We start from the raw sequence: 13,740 nt of genomic DNA, 5'->3' as shown, positions 1-13,740 counted from the left end.
AGGCCCCTCAGTCCCATTCCAGGCCGCCGCGCCGCCATACGTACGCGTACGCGACGAAGACGGTGAGCACGAAGAGCAGCATCTCCACGAGCCCGAAAATCCCCAGGGCGTCGAAGGTGACGGCCCAGGGGTAGAGGAAGACGATCTCGATGTCGAAGACGATGAAGAGCATCGCCGTCAGGTAGTACTTGATGGGGAAGCGCCCGCCGCCGGCCGGCGTGGGGGTCGGCTCGATCCCGCACTCGTAGGCCTCTAGCTTGGCCCGGTTGTACCGCTTCGGACCGATCAGCGTGGCCATGACCACGGAGAAGATCGCAAAGCCTGCCCCGAGGGCTCCCAGTACGAGGATGGGCGCATACGCGTTCACCGCTCCTCGCTCCTCTCAGTCGGCACTGACTGCTGGCGATGGCATCGGACCCACACCAACCTCATACGTCTCTCCAACCCCGCCCGTCCCGGCGAAGATCGAGAACATGTGAAGCAGGTCACAAGCCCAACTGCCTCGCATCTTATGCCCGCCACTCTGTGATCTGCGACACGGGGTATTACACAAGCTTTGTGATCTTCACCACCTGATGAAGGATCATGAAGTCGGATGAGCGGTGATCTTCGTACGCGAAGCGTCCAAGTGATCACCAGAGGTGACATTTTCGCTCGTCGATGCAGCTCGGGAGGGGCGTCTCCATATCAAGAGACTTCCCTTGCATGCAAATTGGTGTTGGACGAGATGTCCTGATAGTGCGACGCGTTCACACATCAGGGGGACCGCGCGGTCCGGTGTGGACGCGTGCACGCATTCACGAGCGGGACCCGGCCGTGACGCGAGCGCAACCGGTCCGTGATCTTCGCGCGAGACGCACGCATTGCCGTGACCGTTGCGTGACCTCCGCCACACCGCGAGAGGCGCCCGAGAGCGGGGCTTGGCCACCTGTCCCAACCAGTGGTAAGCGCGGGGCAATTCGGGCGTAATCATGAAACGCCGTGATCACAGGGCCGATAGGCCGTGTCCGCAATGTCCGTTACGGCGTCAATAAAGAGTGAGCCGCCCGGAATTCGGGCCGTCGGCTGAACAACTGTGGCGCACCACACGTTTCTTGAAGGTATGGAGGAGCCCCTGATACCCGTTGTCCTCATGTCCCACACCGCTCACATACGCAGCCACCGGAAGCCCCGCCGCAGCGCGACCACGAGTCTCGCGGTGCGCGCCGGAGTTGCCGGTGGCGTCCTCAGCATGGCTGCCGCGGGCGCGTCGGCCTCGGCGAGCGCCGCCGAGACCACGCAGACCCTGCAACTGCCCACCCTGACGGCCGATCTGGCCACTCAGGTCGCCCAGTCCGCGGACGCCACGCAGCAGGCAGCCGCGAACTACGAGCTGCAGGCCGAGCGTGACGCGGCCGCCGCAAAGGCCGCGAAGCAGGCCAAGGCGGACCTCGCGGAGGCGAAGAAGAAGGCCGAGGCCAAGCAGAAGGCCGAGGCCGCTCGCAAGGCAGCCGCCGAGCAGGCCGCTTCCCGCAGCGCGGAGCGGACCACGCTCGCCGCCACCACGACGAGCACCTCGACGTCCACGGCCACCGGTTCGGCCGCCGCGATCGTCAACTTCGTCAAGGCTCAGGTCGGTAAGGCATATGTGTCCGGTGCGACCGGTTCATCCGCTTACGACTGCTCGGGTCTGGTGCAGACTGCGTTCAAGCAGATCGGCATCAGCCTGCCGCGGGTCTCGCAGGACCAGTCGACCGCCGGCACCCAGGTCTCGCTGAGCAATCTGCAGCCGGGCGACATCCTGTACTGGGGCAGCGCGGGCAGCGCGTACCACGTGGCGGTGTACGTCGGCGACGGCATGTTCGTCGGCGCGCAGAACCCGTCGACCGGTGTGGTCGAGAGGCCGCTCTCCTACGACCCGCCGACCGGCGCGGTGCGGGTGCTCTGACGCACCCCGCAGCACAACACGTGCTGCACGGACGCACGGAAGGGCCGCAGCCGCTCGGGGGCAGCGGCCCCTCCGGCCATTCCGCCGCATCTCCGGCGGACGGTACAGCTCCCAGACGCCAGACGGCTCGGCATCCGAATTGTCGGCGTCCGGGAGGGCATTGACCGCCCGTTGCGCGGACTCGTTGAGGCCCTCATTCGCGGTTCTGCGGGTTCGGGCCGCCGAGGCCGCTCACCGCCGGGTCCATGACCCAGCCGACGCGGTCCTCGCCCTTCAAGGTCGCCTTACGACCTCGCCCTTCGTACTCCCCAGAGGGGCCCCACCCTGGCCGTTATGCCGTACAGGCGGCCGGGCAGTCGCGGGCCTGCCCGATGCCGCGTCGCAGCGCCCTGCCCCACGTCCCGCGGGTGTGCTCGACGGGCATGGCGCAGACGTACTGGTCGGCGGTGACCGTGCGCTCCGGGCCGCCGTCGTGGGCGGAGACGCGTACGCCGGTCACCCGGCGCCCTCGTACACGGCCTCCCTGACCTGTGTGCCGAGCACGAACTCCGAGCGGGAGCGGAAGGACACCCCGGGCAGGCTGATCGCGCCCCGCGGCGGAGCCGCTGATGGATACGGGTTTGCGCTCCTTCAGGGCGCTGCCGCTGTGTCGATGTGCGTCTCCGTCGCGGGGCAGGTGGACTTCGCCGGGCCTGCTTGGTCAGGCCTTCGGGGCCACCCTGCTCAGCCCGTTGATGATGCGGTCCATCGCGTCGCCGCCGGTCGGGTCCGTCAGGTTCGCCAGCAGCTTCAGGGTGAACTTCATCAGCATGGGGTGGGTCAGACCGCGCTGGGCCGCGATCTTCATGACCTTCGGGTTGCCGATGAGCTTCACGAATGCGCGGCCCAGCGTGTAGTACCCGCCGTAGGTGTCCTTGAGGACGCGCGGGTAGCGCTGCAGGGCGAGTTCGCGGCTCGCGGGGGTCGGACGGGCGTGGGCCTGGACGATGACGTCGGCGGCGATCTGGCCGGACTCCATGGCGTAGGCGATGCCTTCGCCGTTGAAGGGGTTCACCAGGCCGCCGGCGTCGCCGACCAGGAGCAGGCCCTTGGTGTAGTGGGGCTGGCGGTTGAAGGCCATCGGGAGGGCGGCGCCGCGGATCGGCCCGGTCATGTTGTCCGGGGTGTAGCCCCAGTCCTCCGGCATGGAGGCGCACCAGGCCTTCAGGACCTCGCGCCAGTCAAGCTCCTTGAAGGAGTCGGAGGTGTTCAGGACGCCCAGGCCGACGTTGGACGTACCGTCGCCCATGCCGAAGATCCAGCCGTAGCCGGGGAGCAGACGGTCCTGGGGGCCCCGGCGGTCCCAGAGTTCCAGCCAGGACTCCAGGTAGTCGTCGTCATGACGGGGCGACTCGAAGTACGTACGGACCGCGACGCCCATCGGGCGGTCCTCGCGGCGGTGCAGGCCCATCGCCAGCGACAGGCGCGTCGAGTTGCCGTCGGCGGCGACCACGAGCGGGGCGTGGAAGGTGACTTCGCGCTTCTCCTCGCCGAGCTTGGCGTGCACGCCGGTGATACGGCCGGTGCGGTCGTCGATGATCGGGGCGCCGACGTTGCAGCGCTCGAAGAGCCGGGCGCCCGCCTTCTGGGCATTGCGGGCGAGCTGCTCGTCGAAGTCGTCGCGCTTGCGGACGAGGCCGTAGTCCGGGAAGGAGGCGAGATCCGGCCAGTCCAGCTGGAGGCGGACGCCGCCGCCGATGATGCGCAGGCCCTTGTTGCGCAGCCAGCCGGCCTCCTCGGAGACGTCGATGCCCATCGCCACGAGCTGCTTGACCGCGCGCGGGGTCAGGCCGTCGCCGCAGACCTTCTCGCGCGGGAACTCGGTCTTCTCCAGCAGCAGCACGTCGAGGCCCGACTTGGCGAGGTGGTACGCCGTGGTGGAGCCGGCCGGGCCCGCGCCCACGACGATCACATCGGCGGTGTTCTCGGAGAAGGGCTCGGGGGAGGGCTCGGAGTGGGGCTCGGTCACGACGGTCACGGCGGGATCTCCCCAAGTTCGATAAATCTCTGTGCCGAGCGGCACTGGACACAGGCAGTCTATTCAGCAGCATTGATCACCAGGCTGAAGGGCTGCCCTCGTGAACCGAGCTCTCCCCGTAGTACGGCTGCGCGTCCCCACCGACGAGGACGCGGTCGCCTGGCACCGGGTCTTCGACGACCCGGATGTCATGGAGTTCCACGGCGGGAAGTCCGCCGACCTCTCCGTCTACGAGGAGCTCACCGCCCGGCAGCGCAGACATGACGCGGAGCTCGGCTTCTGTCTGTGGACCATGGTCGACGAGTCGGGGCAGGTCATGGGCTTCACGGGCGCCCAGCCGTGGCCGCGGGACTGGGGCCCCACGGGCGAGATCGAGATCGGGTGGCGGCTCGGGCGGGACTTCTGGGGCAAGGGGTACGCCACCGCGGCCGCGCAGATGACGCTGGAACGGCTCAGGGCGGTGGGCGTGCCGAGCGTGGTGGCGATGGTCAGGCCCGGGAACGAGCGGTCCATCGCGGTCACCCGGCGGCTGGGCATGGAGCGGGCGGAGACCTTCCTGCACCCCCGGTTCCAGGAGGACGCCCTCTGCTTCCGGCTCCAGCTCCAAAGCAGTCACGTACAGTAACCGACTGTTACAGAAAGACACTTGGAGCTTCCGGTCGACACCCCCGTGCGGTTACCCTTCCAGTACCGCTGGGGGTGACATCTGTGCGAATAACACCCAAAACACCCGAGATACGCGTGCCACGGCTGGTCGGACTGATGGCCATGGACGCACGCAAGACGGCGGAGGCGACCGGCCTCTTCCTGAATGCGCCGGACCGTCCCGACTTCCACCAGACCGTGGTCGAGTACGTCGTACGGCAGTACCCGCAGCCCAATGCGGAGGTGCCGCGGGACTCCGTGATCTACGTGTGGTTCGACTTCGGCGAGGGAGAGGGCGGCGGAGGCATGCGCGAGCCGCGCATCCCGAGGCCCCCCACCGGCGGGCTGCAGCGCGAGCTGGACGAGCCGGGCGACCCGTACGTCGTCAGCTCCGCCTGAGCGTCAGCCCTTGAAACCGCGGTGCAGGGCCACGACCCCGCCCGTCAGGTTCCGCCACGCCACCTTCGACCAGCCGGCCTTCTGCAGATGCTCGGCCAGCGCGGGCTGGTCGGGCCAGGCGCGGATGGACTCGGCGAGGTAGACATAGGCGTCCGGGTTCGAGGAGACCGCCCGGGCCACCGGCGGCAGGGCGCGCATCAGGTACTCGGTGTAGACGGTGCGGAAGGGCGCCCAGGTCGGGTGCGAGAACTCGCAGATCACCACGCGGCCGCCGGGCCTGGTCACCCGGTACAGCTCGCGCAGGGCGGCGTCGAAGTCCTGCACGTTGCGCAGGCCGAAGGAGATCGTGACGGCGTCGAAGGTGTCGTCCTTGAACGGCAGCTTCGTCGCGTCGCCCGCGGTCAGCGGCAGCCAGGGGTGCTTCTTCTTGCCGACCTGGAGCATGCCGAGCGAGAAGTCGCAGGGGACGACGTAGGCGCCCGTGCGGGCGAAGGGCAACGAGGACGTGGCCGTGCCGGCGGCCAGGTCCAGGATCTTCTGCGCGGGCCGCGCGTCGACCGCCCGGGCCACCTCCTTGCGCCACACCCGGTCCTGGCCGAGCGACAGCACGTCGTTCGTGAGGTCGTACCGTTCCGCCACGTCGTCGAACATCGAGGCGACTTCGTGCGGCTGCTTGTTCAGGGAAGCGCGGGTCACGCCGCCATTCTTGCAGCACGGCCCACGGCTCCCGCTCAGGGGAGGAGCCTGCTTCTTTTTCGCGGCCACGTCCTCCAAGGCGTTCGCGGGCTAACGGCGCCTGTGGACGAGACGGCCCGCGCAGACCGTCGCGATGCACGCGCCGGTTTCGTCGAACACGGCGAGATCGGCCCGGCCGGACTCGACCAGAGCCGAAGGCACCGCACCGGACATGACGAGGACGTCGTTCCGGTCGGCCGCCGCCCGCAGTTCGGGTGAGTCGGCGTACGGCGCGAGGATCGCCACGGCGCCCGACTTCAGCACGGCGTGAATACGCTCGCGCGGGCTCGGGGCGTCGGGAAGCGGGCCCTCGTGCAGGCGCCCGGGCTCCAGGACGCCCGGCCAACTCCGCACCCGCGCCTGCGGATACCGCTCCCGGACCGCCGCCAGCGGACCCACCGCGGCGATCCGGTTCCCCTCGACCGCCACGGCGCCGCCCTCGATCGGTTCGGCGTCCCGGCCGGGGCGGACCTCGTCCGCCGCGTGGATCGTCAGCACCGGTACGTCAGTTGGAGGCCAGCAGCTTCAGCTCGGGATGCGCGGTGCCGCCCGCGATCGCCGTGGACGAGATGTGCGACATCACCCGCTCGTCGACCGGGTCGTTCGCCGGATCGTCGTGGACGACGATGTGCTCGTACGTCGTGGTCCGCTGGGCGGGAACGCGCCCGGCCTTCCTGATCAGGTCGATGATCTCGAGCCGGTTGGAGCGGTGCTTGGCACCGGCCGAGGAGACGACGTTCTCCTCCAGCATGATCGAGCCGAGGTCGTCGGCGCCGTAGTGCAGGGACAGCTGCCCGACCTCCTTGCCGGTGGTCAGCCAGGACCCCTGGATGTGCTGGACGTTGTCCATGAACAGCCGCGCGATGGCGATCATCCGCAGGTACTCGAAGAGCGTGGCCTGGGTACGGCCCTTCAGATGGTTGTTCTCGGGCTGGTAGGTGTACGGGATGAAGGCGCGGAAGCCGCCCGTCCGGTCCTGTACGTCGCGGATCATCCGCAGGTGCTCGATGCGCTCGGCGTTGGTCTCACCCGTGCCCATGAGCATGGTGGACGTCGACTCGACACCCAGGCGGTGCGCGGTCTCCATGATCTCCAGCCAGCGCTCGCCGGACTCCTTGAGGGGAGCGATGGCCTTGCGCGGCCGTTCCGGCAGCAGTTCGGCGCCCGCGCCCGCGAAGGAGTCGAGCCCGGCGGCGTGGATCCGCGAGATCGCCTCTTCCACGCTCACCTTGGAGATCCGGGCCATGTGCTCGACCTCGCTCGCCCCCAGGCTGTGGATGACGAGCTGCGGGAACTCCTTCTTGATGGCGGCGAAGTGCTTCTCGTAGTACTCGACGCCGTAGTCCGGGTGGTGCCCGCCCTGGAACATGATCTGGGTGCCGCCGAGCTCGACGGTCTCCGCGCAGCGCCGCAGGATGTCGTCCAGATCCCGCGTCCAGCCCTTCGCCGTGTCCTTGGGGGCGGCGTAGAAGGCGCAGAACTTGCACGCCGTGACACACACGTTCGTGTAGTTGATGTTGCGCTCGATGATGTACGTCGCGATGTGCTCGGTGCCGGCGTACTTGCGGCGGCGTACGGCGTCGGCGGCGGCGCCCAGCGCATGCAGCGGGGCGTCGCGGTAGAGGTCGAGTGCCTCTTCGGGGGTGATCCGACCACCCGCCGCGGCACGGTCGAGGACGGACTGAAGGTCGGCCTTCTCGGTCACCGGGGCGTCCCTTTCGTCAAGGGTTGTGGACAGACCTGCCCAGCCTACGTCAGGCCGTGTACGCCCCGATCAGCAGCCCGAGAAACGCCCCGCCGAGCAGGAACGGCCCGAACGCCACGGCCACTTCCCGCCCGGCCCGCCCCGCGGCGGCGAGTGCGCCCGCGTACAGCGCCCCGAGCAGGAACGCGGCGAGGGTGCCGAGCATGAGCGTCGGCCAGCCGTACCAGCCCAGAGCGGCGCCCAGCCCGAGCGCCGGCTTGACGTTCCCGAAGCCCATGCCGCCCGGATCGATGAGGAACAGCGCCAGGAAGAACCCGCCGAGCGCGAGGGCGCCGTACAGCGCCGTCGTCCAGTCACCGGCGTGCTCGGGGAGCAGCGCCACCACGCCGAGCAGCACGAGGGCGGCGCCCGCGAACGGCAGCGTCAGCACGTCGGGCAGCCGCTGCACCCTCACGTCGACGACCGCCAGCAGCACCCCGAGGGGCCCGAGCAGCAGCCAGACACCGAGTTCGGGGCGGGTGCCGGTGGCGGCGGCGAGCGCGGCACAGACGAAGGCGGTGGCGAGGGCGAGGACGCCTGTACCGTACGGCTGCACGGAGAACCGGTGGGCGGCCCTCGGCAGCAGCGCCCCTGCTGCCGCGCCCCAGAGCGCGGCGACGGCGATCAGCAACTTCATCCGTCCCGGGGGTGGTTGGCCTGCGGAACCGTGGCCTCCAGCCTCACACAGCGCCGAACAGAGAGGCGAGCCCCCGGTCCAGCGCCGGTTCCAGGGGCTCGCCGCCCGGCTCGGTGACCGTGTAGGAGCGGAGCAGGAAGCGGTGCAGCGCTCTGGTCTCGAAGCGGACCGCCGCAATGCCCTGCGGGGCGTGGAGTTCCACGACGGTGTGGGCCGGGCCGTGCGGGCGGAGCCGTACCGTGCCGAGACCCGCGGAGCCGCCCAGGCCCTCCTCGAGGAGGCTGCGGGCGAAGGTCCAGGTCACCTCCTCGTCGTCGAGCGAGATCCAGGCCGGGAAGACGAAGTGGACCGCCAGCGGGTCGTCGGAGAGATAGCGGAGGGTGACGGGCACCGCCAGCTCCTCCTGGTCGGGGGTGAGCAGGTGGGCGCCGGTGGGCTGCTCCAGGGCTATGTACACGAGGGGGCTCCCTTTTCGGGCATGTAGAGCATTTCGAGCATGTCGGGTTCTGCGGCGGCCCGTTGGGCCTGTGCATCTCTTGGGAGCCCCCTGGAGGCGCATGCATTACGCCGTAACAGAAAACAACCCTGGTGACGTGCGCCACATCGGCGATACGCCGCAACTTTGATTGAAACTTTTGCCATCTAGGCTTACAAAACCTTCCCCGAGCAGTAGGCAACTGGAGCGTTCCGCCATGTCCGACGGTTCCACTGCAGTGTCCGCACCGGCTTCCGCGTCCGACGCCGCCACGGTTGCGTATGCCCGGATCTACGAGGAACAGCAGCCGCGACTCGTCGCATACGCCCGCTCGCTCACCCGGAACGCATGGACCGCCGAGGATCTCGTCGCCGAGGCGCACTTCCGGGTGTGGCGGCGGCTGGCCGCGGGGCACGAGATCGACAACGTGCCGGCGTATCTGATGACCACGGTGCGCCACCTCGCGATCGCCGCCGGGAGCGCGGTGCGTGAGACGCCGCGGGACCCGCACGGCGAGGAGCCGGTCGACACGGACGCTCACCCGCACACGGACGACCCCGCCGAGCGGGTGTCCTCCGTCGACCTGGTGGTACGGGTGCTGGGACAGTTGCCCGAGCGGTGGGTGAAGGCGCTGTGGCTGGCCGAGGCGGAGGGGCAGCCGCTGGCCGCGATCGGCCCGCAGCTCGGGACCAAGGAGGGTGCCACGGCCGTGCTGTTGCACCGGGCCCGGGAGGGTATGCGGCAGGCGTTCCTGCGGACGCAGACCGGTGCGCCCGACGACCCGGCATGCCAGGTGTACTGGGCGCGGATGCCCGCGTACGTACGGGGTGCCGCGACGGCGAAGCAGTCCGAGCGGCTGCTCGGGCATATGGACGCGTGCGACGACTGCCGGGCGCGGCTGGCCGCCCTGATGAGCGCCAACGACCGGCTGCCCGCGCTCGTCGGGCCGGCACTTCTCGTGTTCGCGGTGGGCGGTGCGGGCAAGTTCCTGCTCGCCCTGACCGCAGGACCGGCCGGTGCGGCGACCGCGGCCGGCGGGCACGGCGGGCTGCTGCAAGGAGTGCGCCAGGTGGCGGTCGGCGGTTCGAAGACCCAGGTGGCGGCGGCTGCCGGGGCGGTCGTGGCGGGCGCCGCCGCGCTCCTGCTCGTCCTCGGCCCGGCCGACACCGGTCGGATCCCGGCCCAGCGCACTCCGGTGGCCGACGCTCCCGCGGCTCAGGTCCCGGTGGCCGGAACGCCGGCGGGGCCGCCGTCGAAGGGCCCGCGGAACGGGGCACCGAAGAAGGGCGGCACGCAGGCGCACGCGGCCGGCGTTCCGGTCAGCGAACGGGTGCGCACGGCCGACACCGGCAGCACCGCACCAGCCGTACCGAAGCCCCGTCATGCCGACGGGCCCACCCCGGCTCCGGGTGGGAACACGGCCGGGAGCAGCACGGACCACACACCGCCGCCCACCAAGCCCGCCCCGAAGGAGCCCACCAAGCCCGCCCCGAAGGAGCCCACCAAGCCGGCGCCGAAGGGCACGGACCCGGCTCCCCCGAAGACGGGCGGTTCGGACGAGGACCCGAAGACCCCGCCGTCGCCCTCGCCCTCGCCCTCCGACCCGTACCCGGAACCCCCGGCTCCGACCGAACAGCCCCCGAAGACTCCGGCACCTCCGGCCCAGGGATCTCCGGAAAACCCGGCACCTCCGGCCCAGGGATCTCCGGAAAACCCGGCACCTCCGGCCGAGGACACTCCCGAAAACCCGGCACCTCCGGCCGAGGACACTCCCGAAACCCCGGCGCCTCCCGGCAAGGAGAACCCCGAAACCCCTTCGGGCCCCGCCGACGACTCCCCCGAGAATCCGGCAACTCCCTCCGATCACACACCCGAAGCCAATCCCCCGAGCGCGCCCTCGTCCCCACCCGCGCCGGAGCCCGAGACGCCGGCCTCCGACACACCGCCCGCCCAGGGCCCGGCACCGGCCACGCCCAGCCCCACCGGTACCGAGCCCGCCGCCCCACCGGTCTCCACACCTCCCCCAGGCGGCTGCGGGAGCCCGCACGGCAGCGCGGGGCACGACTCGGAGTAGACGCGCCAAGGCCGAGAGGCCCCGCGCGGATCGCAGGTGCACGGAGCGCCCGCCGCGCACCCGCCGGCCGGGTGGGCGCGACGTCTACAGTGGGGGCGAGGAGGCCTGATGAGCAGCGGAAACCACGGCGCCATGCACGGGCTACCGATCCGCCCCCGGGCCTGATCTCCGGCATGAAACCGTCCGCAAGGAGAGCCCGCCGTGAAGACCCGCCGCCTCAGACATCCCGGCCTCGGCACCGTCACCGCCCTCGCCGTCACCGCGCTCAGCGCCTGCGGCGGCTCCGGTGCCGAACCGGGGGTCGGCGCGCACGGGGCCCTGGTGGGCGTCGACTATCCCCGCTCCGACACCGACTTCTGGACTTCGTACATCGAGTACACCCCTCGGTTCGCCAAGGAGCTCGGTCTGCGGCTGGAGACGACCAACTCGCAGAACGACGTCGGCAATCTCGCCGCCGACGTGCAGACGCTCATCATCCACGGGGTGAAGGGCGTGGCGATGGCTCCGCAGAGCACCGGCGCGATCGGGCCCGTCCTGCGGCAGTTGTCCGCCCAGAAGATCCCCGTGGTCACCCTGGACACGCGCCCCGACACCGGCCACGTCTACATGATCGTCCGCGCCGACAACCGCGCGTACGGCGAGAAGGCCTGCCGGTTCCTCGGCACCGAGCTCGGCGGCGAGGGCAAGGTCGTCATGCTCGAAGGCGACCTCGCCTCGATCAATGCCCGGGACCGCACCGAGGGGTTCAACGGGTGCATGAAGAAGAACTACCCCAAGATCCAGGTCTTCGGCGAGGCGACCAACTGGGACGGGGCGGTCGCGGCCCGGAAGCTGCAGACGGATCTCACCGCCCACTCGGACATCAAGGGCGTCTACATGCAGGCCAGCTCCATGCTCTCCGGCACCCTGCAGGTGCTCCGGGAGCAGGGTCTGCTGGTCGGTCCGAAGGATGGCAAGCACGTCTTCGTGGTCTCCAACGACGGCACCCCCAGGGAGCTCAAGAGCATCGCCCAGGGCGAGATCGACGCCACGGTCTCCCAGCCCGCCGACCTCTATGCGAAGTACGCGCTCTCCTATCTGAAGGCGGCGATCGAAGGCAAGACGTTCAAGCCGGGCCGGACCGACCACGACAGCACGATCGTCCAGGTCCGCAAGGGTGTGCTGGAGGACCAGCTCCCCGCCCCGCTGGTGACCGCGGACGGCCGGACCTACGGCGGGGTTCCCAGTCTCAGGAGCGACGACACATCCCTCTGGGGCAACAACCGCTGATCTGCGCTCCGTCTAGTTGACCTTCGAGAGCTGCGCCGTGGGCTTGCCCTCCGCGTCGCTGTCCGACATGTACTTGAGGTCGTTGCCCACCCGGGCCAACCGCACCGTGTGCGCCACCGGGTTGCACCCGGTGTGATTGGACTTGGCGCCCACCGACGTCGTGACGAGCTCCTGCTTCGTCACCTTCTTCAGGGTCAGTACGTCGTTGCAGACGCCCCCGAGCTGGTCGGTCTGCCGGACCCGGCCCACCTCCTCGCCCACCCCGGCCTGATGGAGCGTCACCCGGAAGGTGCCCGCGGGCAGGGCACCGTCGAGGACGAGGCCCTGGCCCTCCCAGGTGCCGAGGTAGCCGGCGGGAACGGCGGACCCGGTGGCGCCGTCGGAGGCGGTGGAGTCGTCGGTGGGTGAGGCACTCGACGTGGCGCCCGGCTGTGGGGAGTACGCACCGCTGCCGGAACTGCCCGCGCTGTTCTCACCGCTGCCCGGCAACAGGTCGAACACGAACACCGACCCCAGCGTCACGGCCGCCAACGCCCCCGCGACCGCCAGCGCCACCGTGCAGCTCAGCCGCCGTCCGCGCCCGCCCTCCCCCGGCGCGGACGTCGCCGCGACGGACACGGAAAGCCTGCCCGGACTCTGCTCGACGGGAGGCGCGTCCCGCGGCTCGGGCACATAAGCGGCAGGCGCATCAACGGCAGAGGCAGGAGCGGCAGGGACAGGAACGGCAGGCGCGGAAACCGAGGGGGCGGAGAAAGCCGCAGCCCCCGGCATCACCGGCGCGGGCCCGAACTCCCCCACCGTCGGCTGCCCGGCCACCTCCCGGCCGGCCGTCGACCGCCCGGCCGCTTCTCCACCCGCCGTCACCGCATCCCCGACCGAGGGGCTGCTGAACCCCACCGGCCCCGAGGGTGCCTCGTCCCCCGCCTCCAGGTTCAGCAGCTTCACGACGCTGCGGCTCACCTGTTCCACCAGCGCCCCCGGCAGCCATCCGCCCGCCACCAGCCGCGCCGCCCCCTCGGGAGCCAGCCGCCGTGCCACCTCACCGGGCGTCGGCCGCCGTCCCGGCTCCTTGACCAGGCACGCCTCCACGACGTCCCGCAACTCACCGCTCAGCGAGCCGAGTTCGGGCTCCTCGTGGACGACCTTGTAGAGCAGCGCCGCGGACGAGTCCCCGGGGAACGGCGGCTCCCCGGTCGCCGCATACGCCAGCACCGCGCCCAGCGAGAAGACGTCGGCCGCCCCCGTCGCCCCCTTCCCGAGGATCTGCTCGGGTGACATGTATCCCGGCGAGCCGATGGACACGCCGGTCGACGTCAGGGACGCCGTACCGTCCGTCGCCCGCGCGATGCCGAAGTCGATCAGCAGCGGGCCGTCGAGCGTCAGCAGCACGTTGGACGGCTTCACGTCCCGGTGCACCAGACCCAGTTCGTGCACCGCCGCCAGCGCCTCCGCCAGCCCCGCACCGAGCACCCGTACCGAATGAGCCGGCAGCGGGCCGCCGTCCGCGACCGCCGACGCCAGCGACGGACCCGCCGCATACGCCGTGGCCACCCAGGGGACGTTCGCCCCGGGGTCCGCGTCGAGCACCGGAGCCGTCCACGCGCCGCCCACCCGCCGCGCGGCCTCCACCTCGCGGCGGAAGCGGGCGCGGAACTCCTCGTCGAGCGCGAAGTGCGGATGCACGATCTTGACCGCGACCGTGCGGCCCCCGGCGCTGCGACCCAGGTAGACGCGGCCCATCCCGCCGGAGCCGAGCCGGCCGAGCAGCCGGTAGGGCCCCACGACGGTGGGCTCGTCGGCTCCGAGCGGCTGCATGGC

At 70.6% G+C, this 13,740-nt stretch carries 14 protein-coding genes; 5 read left to right on the top strand and 9 right to left on the bottom strand.

The window, feature by feature from the left end; genetic code table 11:
• Window positions 1-7: 7 nt before the first annotated feature.
• On the bottom strand, window positions 8-367 hold the full coding sequence (locus ACWCRD_RS41315; protein WP_003992243.1) for an NADH-quinone oxidoreductase subunit A: 360 nt from the start codon (window positions 365-367) through the stop codon (window positions 8-10).
• 765 nt (window positions 368-1,132) lie between these two features.
• Between ACWCRD_RS41315 and ACWCRD_RS41310 the strand changes: the two genes are divergently transcribed.
• Window positions 1,133-1,927 (top strand): C40 family peptidase, encoded by a 795-nt coding sequence (locus tag ACWCRD_RS41310; RefSeq protein WP_450970820.1) that lies wholly within the window; start codon window positions 1,133-1,135, stop codon window positions 1,925-1,927.
• 331 nt (window positions 1,928-2,258) lie between these two features.
• Here the strand turns inward: ACWCRD_RS41310 and ACWCRD_RS41305 are convergent, their stop codons facing one another.
• On the bottom strand, window positions 2,259-2,426 hold the full coding sequence (locus tag ACWCRD_RS41305; protein WP_450970819.1) for a hypothetical protein: 168 nt from the start codon (window positions 2,424-2,426) through the stop codon (window positions 2,259-2,261).
• Window positions 2,427-2,627: 201 nt separating this feature from the next.
• Window positions 2,628-3,944, bottom strand: coding sequence for a geranylgeranyl reductase family protein (locus ACWCRD_RS41300; protein ID WP_099930699.1), 1,317 nt, complete (start codon window positions 3,942-3,944; stop codon window positions 2,628-2,630).
• Window positions 3,945-4,044: 100 nt separating this feature from the next.
• On the opposite strand from ACWCRD_RS41300, the gene ACWCRD_RS41295 reads away from it, so the two are divergent.
• Window positions 4,045-4,569, top strand: coding sequence for a GNAT family N-acetyltransferase (locus ACWCRD_RS41295; protein ID WP_450970818.1), 525 nt, complete (start codon window positions 4,045-4,047; stop codon window positions 4,567-4,569).
• Between the two features lie 110 nt (window positions 4,570-4,679).
• On the top strand, window positions 4,680-4,988 hold the full coding sequence (locus ACWCRD_RS41290) for a PASTA domain-containing protein (protein ID WP_450970855.1): 309 nt from the start codon (window positions 4,680-4,682) through the stop codon (window positions 4,986-4,988).
• Window positions 4,989-4,991: 3 nt separating this feature from the next.
• Here the strand turns inward: ACWCRD_RS41290 and ACWCRD_RS41285 are convergent, their stop codons facing one another.
• From ACWCRD_RS41285 to ACWCRD_RS41265, 5 genes are all read right to left on the bottom strand, one after another.
• Window positions 4,992-5,684 (bottom strand): demethylmenaquinone methyltransferase, encoded by a 693-nt coding sequence (locus tag ACWCRD_RS41285; protein ID WP_450970817.1) that lies wholly within the window; start codon window positions 5,682-5,684, stop codon window positions 4,992-4,994.
• A gap of 90 nt (window positions 5,685-5,774) precedes the next feature.
• Window positions 5,775-6,221, bottom strand: a complete 447-nt coding sequence (locus tag ACWCRD_RS41280; protein WP_450970816.1) for an imidazolonepropionase-like domain-containing protein — start codon at window positions 6,219-6,221, stop codon at window positions 5,775-5,777.
• 7 nt (window positions 6,222-6,228) lie between these two features.
• Window positions 6,229-7,428 (bottom strand): cyclic dehypoxanthinyl futalosine synthase, encoded by a 1,200-nt coding sequence (mqnC, locus tag ACWCRD_RS41275; protein ID WP_115906557.1) that lies wholly within the window; start codon window positions 7,426-7,428, stop codon window positions 6,229-6,231.
• 49 nt (window positions 7,429-7,477) lie between these two features.
• Window positions 7,478-8,104 (bottom strand): prepilin peptidase, encoded by a 627-nt coding sequence (locus tag ACWCRD_RS41270; RefSeq protein ID WP_450970815.1) that lies wholly within the window; start codon window positions 8,102-8,104, stop codon window positions 7,478-7,480.
• A 43-nt stretch (window positions 8,105-8,147) separates the two neighbouring features.
• Window positions 8,148-8,561, bottom strand: a complete 414-nt coding sequence (locus tag ACWCRD_RS41265; protein ID WP_450970814.1) for an SsgA family sporulation/cell division regulator — start codon at window positions 8,559-8,561, stop codon at window positions 8,148-8,150.
• 235 nt (window positions 8,562-8,796) lie between these two features.
• On the opposite strand from ACWCRD_RS41265, the gene ACWCRD_RS41260 reads away from it, so the two are divergent.
• Together ACWCRD_RS41260 and ACWCRD_RS41255 are read left to right on the top strand one after the other, a co-directional pair.
• Window positions 8,797-10,653 carry a sigma-70 family RNA polymerase sigma factor gene (locus ACWCRD_RS41260; RefSeq protein WP_450970813.1) on the top strand — a complete coding sequence of 619 codons (1,857 nt, stop codon included), beginning with the start codon at window positions 8,797-8,799 and terminating at the stop codon, window positions 10,651-10,653.
• Window positions 10,654-10,854: 201 nt separating this feature from the next.
• Window positions 10,855-11,922 carry a sugar ABC transporter substrate-binding protein gene (locus tag ACWCRD_RS41255; protein ID WP_450970812.1) on the top strand — a complete coding sequence of 356 codons (1,068 nt, stop codon included), beginning with the start codon at window positions 10,855-10,857 and terminating at the stop codon, window positions 11,920-11,922.
• Between the two features lie 12 nt (window positions 11,923-11,934).
• On the opposite strand, the gene ACWCRD_RS41250 is transcribed toward ACWCRD_RS41255, so the two are convergent.
• On the bottom strand, window positions 11,935-13,737 hold the full coding sequence (locus ACWCRD_RS41250; protein WP_450970811.1) for a protein kinase domain-containing protein: 1,803 nt from the start codon (window positions 13,735-13,737) through the stop codon (window positions 11,935-11,937).
• Window positions 13,738-13,740: the final 3 nt, after the last annotated feature.

The sequence above is a fragment of the Streptomyces sp. NPDC002092 genome, from assembly GCF_053593775.1.
The sequence above is the reverse complement of the archived record's forward strand: the minus strand, read 5'-3'. Positions and strand labels throughout refer to the sequence as shown.

What these genes read in the sequence shown, in the direction of transcription:
- ACWCRD_RS41310 (WP_450970820.1), top strand. Translation starts at nt 1,133, where the DNA reads ATGTCCCACACCGCTCACATACGCAGCCACCGGAAGCCCCGCCGCAGC.
- ACWCRD_RS41270 (WP_450970815.1), bottom strand. Translation starts at nt 8,104, where the DNA reads ATGAAGTTGCTGATCGCCGTCGCCGCGCTCTGGGGCGCGGCAGCAGGG.
- ACWCRD_RS41260 (WP_450970813.1), top strand. Translation starts at nt 8,797, where the DNA reads ATGTCCGACGGTTCCACTGCAGTGTCCGCACCGGCTTCCGCGTCCGAC.
- ACWCRD_RS41250 (WP_450970811.1), bottom strand. Translation starts at nt 13,737, where the DNA reads ATGCAGCCGCTCGGAGCCGACGAGCCCACCGTCGTGGGGCCCTACCGG.